Genomic DNA, 17,324 nt, shown 5'->3' with positions numbered 1-17,324 from the left:
GTGGTGTCCCGACGCGCAGGATCCGCTCGTCGCCCGGCCCGTCGATCACCAGGGTCGATCACCAGGATTGAGCCGCATTGGACCAGAGGCCTGACGCCGCCCCCAGCCTGCCGGACGACCACCTCGCCCGCGTCGCCTTCGAGGGTGCGCCGGTCGGTCTCGCCTGCCTGACCGGGGCGGACCTGCGCATCGCCGCCGCCAACGCGGCCCTCGGCGCGCTCCTGGGCTCCGCGCCCGAGGCCCTGGCCGGTCGCCGTCTGGCCGAGCTTGACCACCCGCGGGGTCCTGGGACGAGCCTGGATCTGCCGCGCGAGGCGTGCTGGCGCCGGGCCGACGGCACCCCCGTCTGGGTGAGGCTCCGGGCCGGGCCCGAGCGGGCGGGCTGCCGGGTCATCACGGTCGAGGCCGTCGAGGACGCCGCCACCGCCCGGACGGAGCAGACCCGTCTCGCCCTCGCCTCCGCGGGTCTCGGCGAGTGGAGCTGGAGCCCGTCCGACGGCCGGGTCACCCTCTCCGACCGGGCCGCCACGATCCTCGGCCGCCCGGCCGGCACCCGCCCGACCTGGGTCGAGCTGCAGGACTCGGTCGGCCGCGACGACCTGGAGCGGATCCGGGCCACGGTGCAGGATGCCGTTGCCAAGGCGATCCCCTACGCGATCGAGATGCGGTTCCGCCGGGCCGGGGACGGCCAGGAGGCCTGGATCTCCGCCCGCGGCCAGGCGACCTTGGCGCCCGACGGTTCCCTCACCGGCATGATCGGGGTGCTGCAGGACGTCACCGCCCGCGAGGAAGCCCGCCGGGCCCTGCACGACCGCGAGCAGCGGCTGCGCGTGGCCACGACGGTGGCGGCCCTCGGCATCTTCGAATGGCACGTGCTCGACGACCAGTCGCTCTGGGAGAACGAGCGCATGTGGGAGATCTTCGGGCGGCGGCCGCAGGACGGCACGATCAGCATGCGGGAGTTCTTCCGCACCGTCATCCATCCGGAGGACAAGGCGGCGTTCCGACGGGCCGTGACCGCGGCCCTCCACGGGGACGGGGTGCTGCACGCGACGACGCGCATCCGCCGCGCGGCGGCCGAGCCCGCCGGCGGCGCCCCCGAGACCTGGCGCACGATCGAGATGGCCGGCCGCTTCGAGCGCGACGGACCGGCCGGCCTGCCGCGGCGCCTGATCGGCATGGTGGCGGACATCACCGGCCGGCGCCTCGCCGAGGAGCGCCAGACGCTGCTCATCCGCGAGCTGCACCACCGGGTGAAGAACACCCTGGCGACGGTGCAGGCCATCGTCGGCTCGACGGCCCGCACGGCCTCGAGCATCGACAGCTTCTACGAGGCCTTCGTCGGCCGCATCATGTCGCTGGCCCACACCCACTCGGTGCTCACCGAGGACGTCTGGCAGACCGCCTCCCTGCGCGGCCTGCTGGAGAACGAGCTGCGGCCCTACGCCGACGGCGACATGCGGCCCGGCACTGGCGGGCGGGTGGAGCTGGACGGGCCGGCGGTCGACCTGCCCTCCGAGATCGCGGTGCCGATCGGCATGGCGATCCACGAGCTCACCACCAACGCCGCCAAGTACGGGGCGCTCTCGAACCGGGCCGGGCGGGTGCGGGTCCGCTGGAGCCTCGAGCCCGGGGCGGATCGCCCGCGCCTGCGCTTCCACTGGCAGGAATCCGGCGGCCCGACCGTCGCACCGCCGACCCGCCAGGGGTTCGGCTCGCGCCTGCTGCAGCGCGTGCTGACGACCCAGGTCCAGGCCGAGGTCGCGACCGACTACGCGCCCGGCGGCCTCGGCCTGACGATGCTGGCTCCGCTGCCCGCGCGCAACGCCGCCCTCAATCCCCTGGCGACGCTCTGAGGCGGTCGACGCCCGACCGCAAGCGACCTCACGCGGAGCCGGTGCGGGCCGCGCCCTCCCCGCCGGCGTTCCGGAATTCCTTCAGCTCATCGATCGATCGGAAATGGAAGCGGCCGGCCGGCGTCTCGGCGTCGATCGTGCCGTCGGCGTACATCGTGTAGGTGTTGCCGCCGGAATCGTAGGTGCCGATGACCGTCTTGGCCGGCGGCATCTCGGGCCCGGGCTCGGGCGCCGGCTCGGCCTCCCGCGCATCCCCGGCCTCGGGTGTCCGCTCCTCCGCAGGGGGCTGGGGGGACGGCTCCTGGGACGTGGGCTCGTGGAAGTGGGAGTCCTGAGAGGAGGGCTCTCGGGGGGAAGCCTCTTGGGAGAAGGGTTCCTGCGAAGCCGGCCCCTGAGGCGTGGCGTCCTGGGGCGCGGGCTGCGGGGACACGGGCTCCTGGGATGCGGCCTGCTCCGGCACGGATCCGTGCGTCCCCGCCGGCAGGTCGTGGTCGTCGGCCCGGGTCAGGCGCAGCTCGCTCGCGGCGAGCCCGGCCCCCGCGACGGCGGCGCCCGCCGCGAGCGCCGCACCGCCGTCGAGGCCCGTCGGCGTCGCCGGCTCGGCCGGTCGCGGACCGGGTGCGGCGAGGGGCGCGGCCGGGAACGGGGCCGGCGGCAGGATCGGCTCGCTGCGGGCCGCCCGGACCGGCGCGGCCGCCGCCTCGTCCGAGGCCCGCTCGCTCAAGGCCCGCTCGATGCGCCCGAGGCGCGCCGCCACGGCGGTGATCCCGAGCAGCACCGCGCCGCCGCTCGCGCCCACGGTGCCGGCGATCACCATGGTCCACCCGACCTCGAGCCGCACGAAGGGGATGCCCTGCACCATCGCGGCGAGACCGCCGAGCAGCATCAGGAGGGCGAGCACGAACAACGCAACGATCATCGGACTCTCGGGCAGGCGGCGCGGGGCAGCCGAACGGGCGGGCCGGGGCCGCGGCCCCGCCCGCCCGTGACGGCGCGACGGAGCAGACTTAAAGGCGGAGGCCGCATTTGCAAAATCGCCGCGCTTCCTCCCGCGCCAAAGCCCGGGATGGCGGGCGCTCCGAACCGCCGGCGGCGTTGCCGCCGGGGCGGGGCCGACTTAGGTAGACGCGGGTGCCGCGGCGGCGCCTCCCGGAATCGCCGCGGAAACCCGTGCGATCCGGAGACACGCCGATGGCCTTCACGCTGCCCGAACTCCCCTACGCCTACGACGCGCTGCAGCCCTACATGTCGAAGGAGACCCTGGAGTTCCACCACGACAAGCACCACAAGGCGTATGTCGATACCGGCAACAAGCTCCTCGAGGGCTCGGAGCTTGCCGGCAAGAGCGTCGAGGAAGTGGTGAAGGCCTCCTACGGCCAGAACCAGGCGCTGTTCAACAACGCCGGCCAGCATTACAACCACATCCACTTCTGGCAGTGGATGAAGCCGAACGGCGGTGGCGCGATCCCGGGCGCTCTGGAGAAGAAGATCGCCGAGGATCTCGGCGGCACCGACAAGTTCAAGGCCGACTTCATCCAGGCCGGCGTGTCGCAGTTCGGCTCCGGCTGGGCGTGGCTCGCCGTGAAGAACGGCAAGCTCGAGATCATGAAGACCCCCAACGGCGAGAACCCGCTGGTGCACGGCGCCAAGCCGATCCTCGGCGTCGACGTGTGGGAGCACTCCTACTACATCGACTACCGCAACCGCCGTCCCGACTACCTCAAGGCGTTCATCGAGAACCTGGTGAACTGGGAGCACGTCGAGAAGATGTACGGCGAGGCGAACGCCTGATTGACGCCGCGGAACCGCGGAGCGAGAACCCCCTCCCCCTCCGGGCGAGGGGGTTTTTTTGTGCGCCGCGTCCGAGAGCCGGCCTGGCACGGCTTCCGATCTGCGATTTCCCAGGTCCACCCTTCGCCACGCCGGTGCGACCTCTCGTCGGCGTCCGTGATCGCGGCGGTCAGCCCGCCGTCAGCCACACCAGGTGCCCGTCCGGATCGCGCAGGAGCGCGTCGACGCCGCCGTCCGGCCGTGGCACCGGCCCCGCCGCGACGAGCCGTCCGGCATGGGCGGCGCAGGCGGCCCGCAGGGCCGCGCCGTCCGTCATCTCCACCACCAGCCGGGTCGCCGCGACGTCGTTGACCGCGAGATCGGAGGGCGATCGCGGATGGTCGCCGCGGTAGCACAGCAGCTCGACGTGGGGCGGATGGCCGTCGGGAAAGCCGAGGCCGGTGACCTCGACGGTCGGGTCGGCGACGGCGTCGAGGCGCGCCTGCTCCGGGCCGGTGTTGAGCGAGCGCGACGCCACGTGCAGGCCGAGGGATTCGTAGAACGTGACGCTGCGGCCGGTCTCCGCTACCGAGATCGCCGAGTGGTCGAGGCCGAGGCAGACGTCGCCAGCGTCGGGCCGCCGCCAGGACGCGGGCGTTTCGTCCGCCGGGTAGGCCAGCAGCTCGAGGGGATGCCCCTCGGGGTCGCGGAACTTGAACGCCGTGACGCCTCCCGACGAGGCCGGCAGCCGCACCGGCCCGTCCGTCGAGATCGGGCGCCAGCCCGCCTGCGCCGACAGGCGGGCATGGGCCCTGCCCATGTCGGAGACGATGATGGCGCAGTGCTGGAACAGCGGGCTGGTGCCCGGCAGCTCGCCCGGATAGGGCCGCCCGGCCGGCGCGACCGCCACGAGGTCGAGGCGCTGCGCGCCGAGGCGCAGGGGCACGGTCCGCGCCTGCGCTCCGGCCAGGCCGGTCAGGCCGGCAGCATCCGCGGCCGGCGGCGCCTCCGCCGCGGTGAAGCCGAGGGCGTCGCGGTAGAAGCCTGCGAGCCCCTCCGGATCGGCGGCGTTCAGGGTGATGCGGGCGAGGCGCAGGGCACCCGGGGGACGGGCACTCACGGGGTCTGCACCCCGCGGCGATCGAGGAAGATGGAATAGAGGGTGTGCGAGCCGCCGATGAACAGCCGGTTCTTGGCCGGCCCCCCGAAGGTGATGTTCGAGACCCGGTGCGGCACCAGGATCTTGCCCATCAGCTTGCCCTCCGGGCTGAGGCAATGCACCCCGTCGCCCGCGCTCGACCAGACGTTGCCGTCCTCGTCGACCCGCATTCCGTCGCAGTAGCCCGGCGAGATCGTGTGGAAGATGTTGCCGCCCGACAGGGCGCCGTCCGGCGCGACGTCGAACACCCGGATGTACTGGCGCGGGTTCGGCTTCGATTGATCGCCGGTCTCGGCCACGTAGAGCCTGCGCTCGTCGGGCGAGAAGGCGAGGCCGTTCGGCCCGTCGAAGTCGCCGGCCATCACCGCGATCTCCCCCGTCGCCGGATCGAGGCGGTAGAGCGCCGGCGGCTGCTCCGATCGCTGACGCCCGCCCTCGTAGTCGTTCGCGATGCCGTAGACCGGATCGCTGAACCAGATCGTGCCGTCGGACTTCACCACCACGTCGTTGGGCGAATTCAGGCGCTTGCCGGCGTGATGGGTGACGAGGGTCGTGACCGTGCCGTCGGGCTCGGTGCGATAGAGGCAGCGGCCGCGATGCGAGCAGGCGATCAGCCGGCCCTGCCGGTCGCGGGTCTGGCCGTTGGCGTAGTTCGAGGGCTCCCGGTAGACCGAGAACCCCGCGCCCTCGATCCACCGCATGGTGCGGTTGCGCGGCAGGTCCTGGAACAGCAGGCAGTCGGCGTCGCCCATCCAGACCGGGCCCTCGATCCAGCGGAAGCCGGAGCCCAGCTCCTCCAGGGGCGCGTTGCCGAGGATGTAGTGCTTGAAGCGCTCGTCGTGGATCTCGATCCCGTCCATGGCGTCACCGGAACCGGCAGGCCGCCCCGGTGGTCGGGGGCTTGTCGTACTGGATGATCATCAGCACCGCCGGCTCGTCCCCGACCGTGCCGGAGCGGTGGCCCTTCCTGCCGTCGACCTCGCGGACGTTCTGGTCCTCGCCGAAGGAGATCTCGCCGGGGCCCATCTCGACCCGGGTGCCGTCCATCGACTCGACGAACCAGCGGCCCGAGAGCGGGACGATCCATTGCGGCTTCGGGTTCGGGTGCCAGTCGCCTTCCCAGCCGACGGGCTGGACGGTCACGAACACGGTGGCGCCGTCATGGGTCTTCTGCCCCTGCCATTGCGGCGGGGCCGGCGGCGACATCGACTTCTCCTCGAACTCGGTGAAGGCGCACCGGGTCTGGTGGCTGATCCCGTCCGCGTCGGCCCAGAGGTGCCAGTAGGGAATGGTGGGCTTCTGGTTGCTCATCGCTGGGTCTCGCTGACGCTGTAGGGATTCGATGAAGCGAACGGGTCCGAGAAGAAATTCTCCACGGTGGAGGCCCCGGTGCCGAAGGTGACGAGCAGGAACCCGCCGGCGAGCGCGAGGTTCTTCCAGAAATCCCAGAACAGCTCGCGGCCCTTGCCGCCGGACCAGAAATCGCCCGGCTTCCAGAACTGCTTCCACAGGAGCGCCGTGACCCCGCAATAACCGGCGAGCACGAAGGCCGCGAAGCGGTCGGCGATGCCGGTGAGGATGCCGAGCGACATCACGATCTCGACGAACAGCCCGACCAGGATCAGCGCCGTGGCGGGGCCGGTGGCGTGCACCGCCTGCTTCGCCTGGCCGACCGCGCCGCGAAAGTTCAGGATCTTGTCGAGGGCGCTGAACGGCAGGAACAGCAGCACCAGGAGGAGCCTGACGCCGAAGGCGACCGCGATGCTGAAGGTGGCCATCGACCCGTGACCTCGCTGACCGGTGTGCGCCTGCGAAAAGCTAAGTGGGGCGGATCGACGTTCGGGCCAGCCCCGCCATATCCGCCTCCAGCACGGCCGAACGGCCGTGGATCATCCCGCGCCTGCCGCAGGAGGAGTGACCGCCGATGAGCGAGAACCGGCACTACGACGTCGTCATCGTCGGCTCGGGGCCCGGCGGCGGCACCATGGCGTGGCGTCTGGCCCAGACCGGCAAGCGCATCCTGCTCCTCGAACGCGGCGACTACCTGCCGCGGGAGCGGGAGAACTGGGACAGCCAGGCGGTCTTCGTCGATGCCCGCTACCAGGCGCCCGAGACCTGGTACGGCGCCGACGGCTCGAGCTTCCATCCCGGCCTGCACTACTTCGTCGGCGGCAACAGCAAGGTCTACGGCTCGGTCCTGCTCCGCCTGCGCGAGAAGGACTTTTATCAGATCCGCCACCCGGACGGCATCTCGCCGGAATGGCCGCTGAAATACGACGTGTTCGAGCCCTACTACCAGGCGGCGGAGGAACTCTACTACGTCCACGGCCTGCGCGGCGAGGACCCGACCGAGCCGCCCGCATCCAAACCTTACGCCTACCCGCCGATCACCCACGAGCCGCGGATCCAGGAGCTGTTCGACGGGCTCAAGCGCGAGGGGCACCGCCCCTTCCACCTGCCGGTCGGCGTGCGGCTGGAGGAGCGGGACGGCAAGCCGCTGCCGCACTCGGCCTGCATCCGCTGCGACGCCTTCGACGGCTATCCGTGCATCACCAACGGCAAGGCCGACGCGCAGATCGCCTGCGTCGACCCGGCGCTGGCGGCGCACGCGAACCTGACCCTGATGACGAACTCCTACGTCGACCGCCTGCTCACCGATCCGGCCGGGCGCAGCGTCACCGGCGTCGAGGTGAAGCGCGGCGACGCCACCGAGGTCTTCACCGGCGACATCGTGGTGGTGGCCTGCGGCGCGCTCTCCTCGGCGCTGCTCCTGCTGCGCTCCGCCACCGACGCCCACCCGCAGGGGCTGGCCAACCGGTCGGGCCAGGTCGGCCGCAACTACATGCGGCACAACAACTCGACGGTGCTCGCCATCTCCCGCACCCCGAACCCGACCAAGTTCCAGAAGACGCTCGGCCTCAACGACTTCTACTTCGGGTCCGACGACTGGGAGTTTCCCCTCGGCCATATCCAGATGGTCGGCAAGTCGGACGGGGTGCAGATCCACGGCGAGGGGCTGCCGGGCTTCCTGCAATGGTTCCCGGAAAAACCGTTCGACTGGCTCGCCAAGCACTCCCTCGACTTCTGGCTCACCACCGAGGACCTGCCGATCCCGGAGAACCGGATTTTCTACGACGGGGCCAAGGTGCGGCTGGACCTGAAGCAGACCAACGAGGAGGCCCTGCACCGCCTGAAGGCCAAGCTGCGCAACCTCTGCGGCAAGCTCGAGATCCATCCGCAGCTGTTCGACCGCTCGCTCTACCTCGGCAAGGACGTGCCGCTCGGCGGCACCGCCCATCAGGCCGGAACCCTGCGCTTCGGTCCCGATCCGGCGACCTCGGTCCTCGACCTCGACTGCAAGGCGCACGAGCTCGACAACCTCTACGTCACCGACGCGAGCTTCTTCCCGTCGATCGGCGCCGTGAACCCGACGCTGACGATCATCGCCAACTCGCTCAGGGTGGCGGATCACATCGTCGGGCGGCTGGGGAGCTGAATCCCCTGCTCTTTCCCGGGCGGCTGGACCACCAGTGGATGGCGGCCCGGGAAAGGCGAGGCTGGCGGTTTGGAGCGCAGAACGGCCCGTGCGCCGCGCATAGGCGCCGCACCGCCTCCCAGGCTATGACGATGGCGACCCCCATAGGAGCCGTCGATGCCCCTGGACCCCGCCCTCCGCGACCGCATCATCACCGCCGTCGCCGAGAACTTTTCCGAGCAGGTCGCCCACACCCAGGCGCTGATGCGCTTCCCCTCGACCCGCGGCGAGGAGCAGGCGATCCAGGACTTCGTCTTCCGGAGCTTTCGCGAGCGCGGCTATGCCATGGACCGCTTCGCCATGGACCGGACGCAGATCGAGGCGCATCCGGGCGGGGCGCGGTTCAGCCCGGAGCATTCCGAGGCGCCGATCGTGGTCGGCATCCACCGGCCGCGTGCGGAGCGGGGGCGCTCGCTGATCCTCCAGGCCCATGTCGACGTGGTGCCGCCGGGCCCGGCCGATCTCTGGACCCACCCGCCCTTCGAGCCGGTGGTCGAGGGCGACTGGCTCTACGGCCGCGGCGGGGCCGACATGAAGGCCGGGCACGCCGCCAACCTGTTCGCCCTCGACGCGCTCCGGCGCATCGGGCTCCAGCCCGCCGCCACCGTGACGCTGCAATCCGTGGTGGAAGAAGAATCGACCGGCAACGGCGCCCTGATGACCCACCTGCGCGGCTACCGGGCCGACGCGGTGCTGATCCCCGAGCCCGAGGAGGAGATGCTGGTGCGCGCCAATACCGGCGTGCTGTGGTTCCGGGTCGAGGTCCGGGGCCGGCCGGTCCACGTGCGCGAGATGGGGACGGGGGCGAACGCCATCGACGCCGCCTACCGGGTGATCGGCGCCCTGCGCGAGCTGGAGGCGCGCTGGAACGCCGACAAGGCTGGCCGTCCGCACTTCGAGGGCGAGGCGCACCCGATCAACCTCAATATCGGCCGGATCGAGGGCGGCGACTGGGCCTCCTCGGTGCCGGCCTGGTGCCGGATCGACTGCCGCATCGCGATCTATCCGGGCAGGAGCGCGGCCGATGCGGCCCGGGAGATCGAGGCGGCGGTCCAGGCCTTCGCCCGCGACGACGCCTTCCTGTCGAACAGCCCGCCCCACGTCACATTCCACGGCTTCTTCGCCGAGGGCTACGTGCTCGAGGAGGGCTCGGAGGCGGAAGCCGTGCTCGGCCGGGCGCACGAGGCGGCCACCGGCGGGGCGCTCCAGAGCTTCATGACCGCCGGCTATCTCGATACCCGGGTCCACGCCCTCTACGACCGGGTGCCGGCGCTCTGCTACGGGCCGAAGAGCGAGAACATCCACGGCTTCGACGAGCGGGTCAGCCTCGCCTCGCTCAAGCGCATCACCACCGCGATGGCACTGTTCGTCGCCGAGTGGTGCGGCACCGAAGCCGCCTGACCTGACGGTCAGGTGCGCCGGGGCACCGTCGCGATCGGCCGGTGCGGGCAAGGCTTCGCTCCAGTTGGAGCCGAGCCATGTCCCGCCGCCTCATCGCCCTGATCGCCCTGGCCTTCGTCGCGGACGCGATCGCGGTGCACGGCCGCGCCCCGCGGGCGATCAGCATCGTCCACCCGGAGGCAGGCGAGACGGTCCGGCCCGGGCGGCAGCAGGGATCGCGGTGAGCCACGGACCCGCGCCGGGCGCGGGCCGCCGGACTGCAGTGTCGGCGATGCGGTCCCGGGCCTGAGCCTCATCCGGCGAAACGGAGGCCGATCCGTCGCGGACAATGCGGCCAAGTCAAGCAATCCTGAGACATCGCCCGGTCATGACGTGATCCGGCGCTGCCCTGGATGAAATTCCTATCGGTCGCCGGACCAGCAAGTGTATACCGCCGAACAGACCGGTTGAACTAGTCCGAACGGCCGAGTGTCGGCCGAGTGCCAATCTCCCTTAAATCGACCCGCAGTCGAGCGTGCGAGCGCGCGGCGGCGGGTCCGGCGCGACCCAAGTTCCGGGATCGAGGAGACTGGTCGAGCGCCGTCCCGCCCACGGAGCCGTCGCACCGGTCTCTGGGGAACCAGCAGACGACAGCCGGCATGGCCGGGTGGCGGAACGGTCGGACGAAGAGATGGGGCGCGAGGGCTTTGCCCGCTCGGCCGGCGACGCCGCGACCTGCGAGGCGACGCTGGGCCGGAGCGTGTCGGTGCGCGGCGCCGGCCTGCATACTGGCCGGGTGTCCCGGATCACCCTCGCCCCGGCCCCCGCCGGCCACGGCGTCCGCTTCGCGGTGCGCTGCCCGGTCACCAACGCCCGCGCCGAGGTCCCCGCCGCCTCGTCCGGCTGGGTGGCGAGCCGGATGAGCACCTCCCTCGACCTCGGCGGCGGGCGCAAGCTGCGCACCATCGAGCACCTGATGGCGAGCCTGGCGGCCTCCGGCATCGACAACGCCGCGGTCACCGTGGAGGGGACCGAGATCCCGATCCTCGACGGCTCGGCCGCTCGCTGGTGCGCGCTGATCGACGCCGCCGGGCGGGTGACCCAGGCGCGGCCGCGCCTGGCCCTGCGGATCCGCGCCCCGTTCCAGGTCGACGGCCTGCACGGCTTCCTGCGGGCCGAGCCCTGCGCGGGGTTCAGCGTCGATGTCAGCACCGATCGGCTGCCGGGCTTCGGCGTGCTGCGCTGGGCCGGCCCGATCGACGCGGCCTCGTTCCGAACGGCCATCGCCCCGAGCCGCAGCTTCGGCAACGCCTCCCTGATCTGGCGCACCCTGCTCAAGACCCGCCTCGCCCGGACGCTCCTGCCGTGCGCGACCCGCGAGCGGCTCTGGGCCCGCTCGTTCGAGTCCCAGACCGTGTGCGGCGGCGACGGCCCGGGACCGACGCTGCCGCGGCCGGAATACCAGCGCCCGATCGCCCCGGAGACGCAGGCGCGGATGCATCCCCGCGACCGCGAGCCGCTGCTGCGCGGGGCCCGGCCGGGGCGGGTGGCGATCCTTCTCGGCGGCCGCGTCCTCGGCGGCGCCCGCTTCCCGGACGAGCCGGTGCGGCACAAGATCCTCGACCTCGTCGGCGATCTCGCCCTCGCGGGCCGGCCGATCCTCGGGCGCATCGTGGCGAACTGCCCGACCCACGCCCTCACCTTCGCCTTCCTGACCGAGCTGATGCGCCATCCGGAATGCTGGGAGGTGGTCTCCCTGGCCGATCTCCCCCCGCCGACGGTCCCCTAGCCGCGGGCAGCCCGGCCGCGCCAACTTGATTTGGCCGCAAAGGAGAGCGATCGAGACGGGCCGGCGGCCGCGCTCGCGGACGGCAGGGGAGATCCGGGGCCTCCGCCTTGCTCCGAAGCTTGGGCGTCAGTACGGTCCGGCACCTCCCTGAGCCGCCCCGTGCCGTGGCCGTCCCCGTTCGGTCGGAAGACCCCGAAGCTTGCGTACAGTCTCACTCGTCCTCGCCTGCCTCGTCGCCCTCGTCGGGCTGCTCGTGTCCGCGCCGCAGGCCGGCGCGGTCGAGGCCGTGCGCGTCACCCTCGACTCGCAGGCCATCGACCTGACCCCGGCGATCGAGCGCTACCGCTCCGACGGCGACCTGATCCAGATCTCCACCGCGCCGGGCAAGGACGGCATCGTGCGCCGCATCGCCGTGAAGGCGCGCGAGACCGGCGCGCGGCCGGACTGGATGGTGTTCGCGCTCACCAACGACACCGACGAGCAGATCGACCGCCTGCTGGTGGCACCCCATTTCCGCCTCGTCGGCTCCGGGGTGGTCTGGCCCGACCTCGGCGGCTCGCGCATCGCCGCCATCACGGCGAGCCAGGGCATCCGGCCCGAGCGCGACGAGAGCCCGGACGCCGACCAGTTCGTCATCACGCTCGATCCCGGCACCACGGTCACCTTCGTGGCCGAGCTGCGCACGCCCAACGTGCCGCAGGTCTATCTCTGGGACCAAGATGCTTATCGCAAGAAGGCCACCGGCCTCACCCTCTACAAGGGCATCATCATCGGCATCGCGGGGCTGCTGGCCCTCTTTCTGACCATCGTGTTCGTGGTCAAGGGCGCCATCATCTTCCCGGCGGCGGCGGCGCTCGCCTGGGCGGTGCTGGCCTATGCGTGCATCGATTTCGGCTTCTTCCAGCGAATCTTCCCCGTCACCGAGGCGACCGAGCGGATCTACCGCGCCTCCGCCGAGGCGGTGCTGGGCGCGACGCTGCTGGTGTTCCTGTTCGCCTATCTCAACCTCGCCCGCTGGCACGTGCGCTACAGCCACGTCGCGCTGATCTGGCTCCTGTTCCTCGCCGGCCTCGTCGGCCTCGCGGTGATCGACCCGCCGGTGGCGGCGGGCGTCGCCCGGATCTCGGTCGCGACCGTGGCGGGCGTCGGCCTGCTCCTCGTCGTCTACCTCGCCATCCACAACGGCTACGACCGGGCGATCCTGCTGATCCCGACCTGGCTCCTGCTGTTGGCCTGGGTGGTCGCGGCAGGCTTCGCCATCACCGGCCAGCTCCACAACGACCTCGTCCAGCCGGCCCTGATCGGCGGCCTGGTGCTGATCGTGATGCTGATCGGCTTCACGGTGCTCCAGCACGCCTTCGCGGGCGGCGGGCTCGGCAACAGCCTCGTCTCCGACACCGAGCGCCGGGCGCTCGCCCTCACGGGCGCCGGCGACGTGGTGTTCGACTGGGACGTGCCGGGAGACCGGGTCTTCGCAGGAGCAGAGATCGAGGGGCAGCTCGGCCTCAAGCGCGGGGCGCTGGAGGGGCCACAGGCGAACTGGCTCTCGCTCCTCCATCCCTTCGACGTCGAGCGCTACTCCGCCGCCCTCGACACCGTGATCGAGGAGCGCCGCGGCCGCATCACCCAGGATTTCCGCCTGCGCTCCGCGGCCGGGCCGTACTACTGGTTCCGCCTCAAGGCGCGGCCCGTGATCGGCACCGACGGCGAGGTGGTGCGCATCGTCGGCACCATCGCGGACGTGACCGAGGCGAAGATCGCCGAGGAGCGGCTGCTGCACGACGCGGTGCACGACAACCTCACCGGCCTGCCGAACCGCGAGCTGTTCCACGACCGGCTCGACGCGGCGCTGGCGCTCGCGAGCCAGGACCCGCGCCTGAAGCCGACCCTCTTCGTGGTCGACATCGACCGCTTCAAGCAGGTCAACGACGCGATCGGGCTCTCGGCCGGCGACTCGATCCTCCTCACCCTGTCGCGCCGGCTCAACCGGCTGCTGCGGCCGCAGGACACCCTGGCGCGCATCAGCGGCGACGAGTTCGCGATCATCCTGCTCTCCGAGCGCGACCCCGACCGCATCATCGCCTTCGCGGACAGCATCCGCCGGGCCATCACCACGCCGATCACCTACGCTGACCGGGAGATCTTCCTCACCCCGTCGATCGGCGTTGCCCTGCACGAGGCGGGCGCGGTGGTGAAGCGCGACGACGTGATCAAGAACGCCGAGCTCGCGATGATCAACGGCAAGCGCCAGGGTGGCGACCGCATCGAGGTCTACCGCCCGACCATGCGCTCCGACCGGGGCGAGCGGATGATGCTCGAGAGCGACCTGCGCCGGGCGCTCGAACGCAACGAGATCAAGGTGCTGTTCCAGCCGATCGTGCGGCTCGAGGACCGCACCGTGGCGGGCTTCGAGACCGTCCTGCGCTGGGACCATCCCCGCCTCGGCCGGGTCACGCCCCAGGTTTTCCTGCCGATCGCCGAGGAATCCGGCCTCATCGTCAACCTGGGCGTCTTCGCCCTGGAGCGGACCGCGGCGGAGCTCGCGGCCTGGCAGCAGGCGCTGGTGGTCGAGCCGCCGATCTTCGCCTCGGTCAACCTGTCGTCGCGCCAGCTCCTGCGCCACGACCTCCTGCACGACGTGAAGACCGTGCTCGCCCGCACCGGCGTCGTTCCCGGCTCGCTCAAGCTCGAGCTGACCGAGGCGCTGGTGATGGAGAACCCGGAATACGCCGCCCAGATGCTGGCCCGGATCCACGAGCTCGGTGCGGGCCTGTGCCTCGACGATTTCGGCACCGGCTACTCGGCGCTGACCTACATGCAGCGCTTCCCCTTCGACACGATCAAGATCGACCAGTCCTTCGTGCGCCAGATGGCGAGCGGCCGCTCGGGCATCCTGCGCTCGATCGTCCGGATGGCGCAGGAGCTCGGGCTCGAGATCATCGCCGAGGGCGCCGAGTCGGAGGCCGACGCCCTGGCGCTGGCCGAGATCGGCTGCGACTACGCGCAGGGCTTCGCCTTCGGCGAGCCGATGTCGATCCTCCAGGCGCGGCAGCTGGTGGGGGCGACGCCGGAAGCGGCGTGACGGCAAGCCCCGCCACCGTCGAAGTCCAGGGTCCCGGCGGTCGTCGGACCGGCAGGACACGCACCACGGCCCGGCCGAGCTGTGCGTTGCCGCACAGAACCGGCCTACTCCGACGCGGGAGATGAGCGGGCGGCCTCCGAGGGCGAGACCGTCCGCGGGGTGCCGGGCCGGGGTCCGATCCGCTCCTTCTCGCGCTCTCCCCCGGTCGAGGAGGTCCCCGATGAGGTCGTTGCACGCGGCACTGGTCCTCGCGCTCCTGATCGCGACTGTCATGCGGGCCGGTGCCGCGTCCGGCGAGACGCCCCCGGGACCACCGACCTTCGCCGCTTACAGGCAGACCGCGCTCGACATCCTGCGGGCTCGCCGCGGTTCGGAGGAGACGGCGGCCCTGAACGCGCCGCGGGAATGGCGCCCGGCCGCGCCGGGGCGCAGCGTGAAGCCCTCCCGGGGCATCCTCCTCGTGCACGGGCTCGGGGATTCGCCGTGGTCGTTCCACGACATCGCCCGGGACCTCGCCGCCGGGGGCTACCTCGTCCGCACGGTCCTCCTGCCCGGCCACGGCACCCACCCCGAGGACCTGCTCGACGTGGACGTGGAGCAGTGGCGGCAGGTCGTGCGGGAGCAGGCGGAGGCGCTGCGCCGCGACGTCGGGCAGGTGTATCTCGGCGGCTTCTCCACCGGGGCCAACCTGGTCACGGAGTACGCCTACGCGAACGACGACATCGCCGGGCTCGTGCTGTTCTCTCCGGCCTTCAAGTCGGACGTGCCCCTCGACTGGCTCGCGCCGCTGCTCGCCCGGTTCCGCCCGTGGCTGCTGGCCCCGGACGGGCGCGCGCCGCTCCAGACCGAGGTGCGCTACCTGACGGTGCCGACCAACGGATTCGCGCAGTTCTCCCACAGCAGCCAGGCCGTGCGCCGGCGCCTCGACGAGAGGCCGTTCGGGAAGCCGATCTTCATGGTCGTGGCCCGGCACGATTCGGTGCTCGACGCGGGCTACCTGCTCGAGACGTTCCGCGAGCGCTTCCCGCATCCGGCGAGCCGGCTGATCTGGTACGGCGAGGCACCGGCGATGCCGGGCGACGAGACGCGGATCCTCGTGCGCGGCGACCGGCTGCCGGACTGGCGGATCAGCCAGTTCTCGCACATGGGCATCCTGTTCAGCCCCGCGAACCGCCTCTACGGCGCGCGCGGAATCTCTCGCATCTGCTGGAACGGACAGGATGCCGCTGCCATGCAGGCCTGCGAGCGCGGCGCGGAGGTCTGGTACTCGGATTGGGGCTATCGCGAAGCGGGGAAGGTCCACGCGCGGCTGACCTTCAACCCGTACTTCGCGTGGCAATCCTCCGTCATGAGGTCAGTGCTGGACGCCGCAGGAGGGTCTTCCGCCAGGGCTCCCGGCCGCCCGGGCGCGGACGCGTCCCGGACGTCGCGGGCGGCGACAATCTCGGCCGGCACGCCGGCCACCAGCGTGAGCGACGAGGCGGACTCCGACGTCCCGGGACGGGTCTCCTGGGCGCCGCCCGCCTTCCGATCCCTGACGCGGTCGCGTCGCCGGGCCGAACGGCGAGGTTTCGGATCCGCCGGAGCGCGTCGGGTCAGGCGGCCTTGCCGGCCGGCCTCGCGGCGGTCACGGGCGTCCCCCGCCCACCGGCTCGGCGCACAGGGCGCGCAGGGCCTCGACCAGCCGGTCGGGGTTGAGGGGCTTTCGCAGGATCGGCAGGTCCGGCCACATCAGCCGCATCGCCCGGGGCAGCACGCCGCCGGTGCAGATCAGGACCGGCACGCCCTTGCCGATCAGGCACTCGGCGGTCGGCGTGGCCTCGCCGTCGGCGAGGTTGAGGTCGAGGACCGCGACGTCGACCTCCTCGATGTCGATGAGCGCCAGGGCCTCGCGGTTGGTGCGGGCCGGGCCGACGGCGTGGGCGTTCGAGCCGGTGACGATCTCGGTCAGCTCCAGGGCGACCAGCGCCTCGTCCTCGACGATCAGCACCCGTCGTCCGTCCAGCATCGCGATCTCCGTGAGTTCCGGACCGGGCGAATCGATGCCCGGTCAGGGCAGCGCGGCGAGAGTGTGTCGGTATCGCCCGCCCGGTCAATCGCGCGAATGCGGCAGGCTCGCTTAAATGGTCCTTAACCATGACGGCAGCATCGTCAGCCTGGCCGTGAGCGGATGCGGAGCACCCGTCCCGGGGGTGTGATCCCGACGGCCTGCATGAGGCGCGGAGAGGCGGCGATGGGCGAGGCGGCGTTTGACATCGCGTACCGGGAGAGCGACGGCCCCAGCGCCAACCTGGTGCGGCGCCTGCTCCTGCCGCCGGGCTGGCTCGGGCCGCGGCCCATGCGGCTGCCCCCGCCCGAGGAGCTGCCGGAGGAGGAGATCGACGATTTCGTCGCGCAGCTCGAGGCGGAGAACAAGATCATGAAGGCGGTGCTCCGCTCCGAGCGCGAGGCCGCCGCCGAGCTGCGCGCCCAGGTCGCCGCCCTGACGAGCCAGCAGGTCCAGGACGAGGACCGGAACGAGGAGCTGCGCACCGACCGTGACCGCTGGGCCTCCCTGGTTGAGCGCCTGCTGTTCGCCCCGCGCTGATCGCCCAAGGCCCCAGCACCCCATCGCCCGAAGTCGCACGGAGACGGCCATGAGCCCCCGCTGCTCGCTCGTCGTCAACGGCAAGACCGTCCGTGTGGCGACCGGCGACACGCCCCTTGATGCCGCGCTGCCCGGCAGCGTCGCCGCCGGGCAGCGCGGCATCAAG

14 protein-coding genes and 1 pseudogene are annotated in these 17,324 nt (G+C 71.8%); 10 read left to right on the top strand and 5 right to left on the bottom strand.

What is annotated here, in order from left to right; all coding sequences use genetic code 11:
* The first annotated feature begins 77 nt into the window (after positions 1-77).
* Complete coding sequence (locus VQ02_RS11500; RefSeq protein WP_048444328.1) at positions 78-1,856, top strand: sensor histidine kinase; 1,779 nt, start codon at positions 78-80, stop codon at positions 1,854-1,856.
* 28 nt (positions 1,857-1,884) lie between these two features.
* On the opposite strand, the gene VQ02_RS11495 is transcribed toward VQ02_RS11500, so the two are convergent.
* On the bottom strand, positions 1,885-2,775 hold the full coding sequence (locus VQ02_RS11495) for a hypothetical protein (protein WP_053080338.1): 891 nt from the start codon (positions 2,773-2,775) through the stop codon (positions 1,885-1,887).
* A gap of 272 nt (positions 2,776-3,047) precedes the next feature.
* Here VQ02_RS11495 and VQ02_RS11490 point away from each other — a divergent pair, with 272 nt between their 5' ends.
* Positions 3,048-3,647 (top strand): superoxide dismutase, encoded by a 600-nt coding sequence (locus VQ02_RS11490; RefSeq protein WP_048444327.1) that lies wholly within the window; start codon positions 3,048-3,050, stop codon positions 3,645-3,647.
* A gap of 169 nt (positions 3,648-3,816) precedes the next feature.
* Here the strand turns inward: VQ02_RS11490 and VQ02_RS11485 are convergent, their stop codons facing one another.
* Genes VQ02_RS11485 through VQ02_RS11470 form a run of 4 tightly spaced genes read right to left on the bottom strand, consistent with a single transcriptional unit; the run spans position 3,817 to position 6,563 of the window.
* A complete protein-coding gene (locus tag VQ02_RS11485; protein ID WP_053080337.1) occupies positions 3,817-4,746 on the bottom strand; it encodes a VOC family protein in 930 nt (309 codons plus the stop codon).
* The gene (locus VQ02_RS11480) at positions 4,743-5,645 is read right to left on the bottom strand and encodes an SMP-30/gluconolactonase/LRE family protein (RefSeq protein WP_048444326.1); all 903 of its coding nucleotides are present in this window, start codon (positions 5,643-5,645) and stop codon (positions 4,743-4,745) included. The genes VQ02_RS11485 and VQ02_RS11480 overlap by 4 nt, the downstream gene beginning before the upstream one ends.
* Before the next feature lie 4 nt (positions 5,646-5,649).
* Positions 5,650-6,096, bottom strand: coding sequence for a cupin domain-containing protein (locus tag VQ02_RS11475; protein WP_048444325.1), 447 nt, complete (start codon positions 6,094-6,096; stop codon positions 5,650-5,652).
* On the bottom strand, positions 6,093-6,563 hold the full coding sequence (locus VQ02_RS11470; protein ID WP_048444324.1) for a DoxX family protein: 471 nt from the start codon (positions 6,561-6,563) through the stop codon (positions 6,093-6,095). Before VQ02_RS11470 ends, VQ02_RS11475 begins: the two co-directional genes overlap by 4 nt.
* Positions 6,564-6,709: 146 nt before the next feature.
* Here VQ02_RS11470 and VQ02_RS11465 point away from each other — a divergent pair, with 146 nt between their 5' ends.
* The 8 genes and pseudogenes from VQ02_RS11465 to VQ02_RS39070 all read left to right on the top strand — a co-directional run.
* The gene (locus VQ02_RS11465) at positions 6,710-8,281 is read left to right on the top strand and encodes a GMC oxidoreductase (RefSeq protein WP_048444323.1); all 1,572 of its coding nucleotides are present in this window, start codon (positions 6,710-6,712) and stop codon (positions 8,279-8,281) included.
* Positions 8,282-8,437: 156 nt separating this feature from the next.
* Positions 8,438-9,721 carry an ArgE/DapE family deacylase gene (locus VQ02_RS11460; RefSeq protein WP_048444322.1) on the top strand — a complete coding sequence of 428 codons (1,284 nt, stop codon included), beginning with the start codon at positions 8,438-8,440 and terminating at the stop codon, positions 9,719-9,721.
* 77 nt (positions 9,722-9,798) lie between these two features.
* Positions 9,799-9,945, top strand: coding sequence for a hypothetical protein (locus VQ02_RS36950; RefSeq protein WP_157080586.1), 147 nt, complete (start codon positions 9,799-9,801; stop codon positions 9,943-9,945).
* Between the two features lie 446 nt (positions 9,946-10,391).
* Entirely contained in the window at positions 10,392-11,489 is a 1,098-nt protein-coding gene (locus tag VQ02_RS11455; protein ID WP_053080336.1) for a UDP-3-O-acyl-N-acetylglucosamine deacetylase, read from the top strand.
* Between the two features lie 199 nt (positions 11,490-11,688).
* A complete protein-coding gene (locus VQ02_RS11450; protein WP_048444321.1) occupies positions 11,689-14,571 on the top strand; it encodes an EAL domain-containing protein in 2,883 nt (960 codons plus the stop codon).
* 220 nt (positions 14,572-14,791) lie between these two features.
* Positions 14,792-16,705: an alpha/beta fold hydrolase gene (locus VQ02_RS40000; RefSeq protein WP_063838476.1), complete on the top strand. Its 1,914-nt coding sequence runs from the start codon at positions 14,792-14,794 to the stop codon at positions 16,703-16,705.
* A 78-nt stretch (positions 16,706-16,783) separates the two neighbouring features.
* The gene (locus VQ02_RS11440; RefSeq protein ID WP_245239699.1) at positions 16,784-17,158 is read left to right on the top strand and encodes a hypothetical protein; all 375 of its coding nucleotides are present in this window, start codon (positions 16,784-16,786) and stop codon (positions 17,156-17,158) included.
* Positions 17,159-17,207: 49 nt separating this feature from the next.
* Positions 17,208-17,324, top strand: a pseudogene (locus VQ02_RS39070) (oxidoreductase); the annotation flags it as partial.

This window comes from Methylobacterium variabile (assembly GCF_001043975.1).
In the GTDB taxonomy this organism is placed as follows: domain Bacteria; phylum Pseudomonadota; class Alphaproteobacteria; order Rhizobiales; family Beijerinckiaceae; genus Methylobacterium; species Methylobacterium variabile.
This window is presented reverse-complemented; position numbering and strand designations above follow the sequence as displayed.

What these genes read in the sequence shown, in the direction of transcription:
- VQ02_RS11490 (WP_048444327.1), top strand. Translation starts at nt 3,048, where the DNA reads ATGGCCTTCACGCTGCCCGAACTCCCCTACGCCTACGACGCGCTGCAG.
- VQ02_RS40000 (WP_063838476.1), top strand. Translation starts at nt 14,792, where the DNA reads ATGAGGTCGTTGCACGCGGCACTGGTCCTCGCGCTCCTGATCGCGACT.
- VQ02_RS11475 (WP_048444325.1), bottom strand. Translation starts at nt 6,096, where the DNA reads ATGAGCAACCAGAAGCCCACCATTCCCTACTGGCACCTCTGGGCCGAC.
- VQ02_RS11440 (WP_245239699.1), top strand. Translation starts at nt 16,784, where the DNA reads ATGAGGCGCGGAGAGGCGGCGATGGGCGAGGCGGCGTTTGACATCGCG.
- VQ02_RS11470 (WP_048444324.1), bottom strand. Translation starts at nt 6,563, where the DNA reads ATGGCCACCTTCAGCATCGCGGTCGCCTTCGGCGTCAGGCTCCTCCTG.
- VQ02_RS11465 (WP_048444323.1), top strand. Translation starts at nt 6,710, where the DNA reads ATGAGCGAGAACCGGCACTACGACGTCGTCATCGTCGGCTCGGGGCCC.
- VQ02_RS11480 (WP_048444326.1), bottom strand. Translation starts at nt 5,645, where the DNA reads ATGGACGGGATCGAGATCCACGACGAGCGCTTCAAGCACTACATCCTC.
- VQ02_RS11495 (WP_053080338.1), bottom strand. Translation starts at nt 2,775, where the DNA reads ATGATCGTTGCGTTGTTCGTGCTCGCCCTCCTGATGCTGCTCGGCGGT.
- VQ02_RS11460 (WP_048444322.1), top strand. Translation starts at nt 8,438, where the DNA reads ATGCCCCTGGACCCCGCCCTCCGCGACCGCATCATCACCGCCGTCGCC.
- VQ02_RS11455 (WP_053080336.1), top strand. Translation starts at nt 10,392, where the DNA reads ATGGGGCGCGAGGGCTTTGCCCGCTCGGCCGGCGACGCCGCGACCTGC.
- VQ02_RS36950 (WP_157080586.1), top strand. Translation starts at nt 9,799, where the DNA reads ATGTCCCGCCGCCTCATCGCCCTGATCGCCCTGGCCTTCGTCGCGGAC.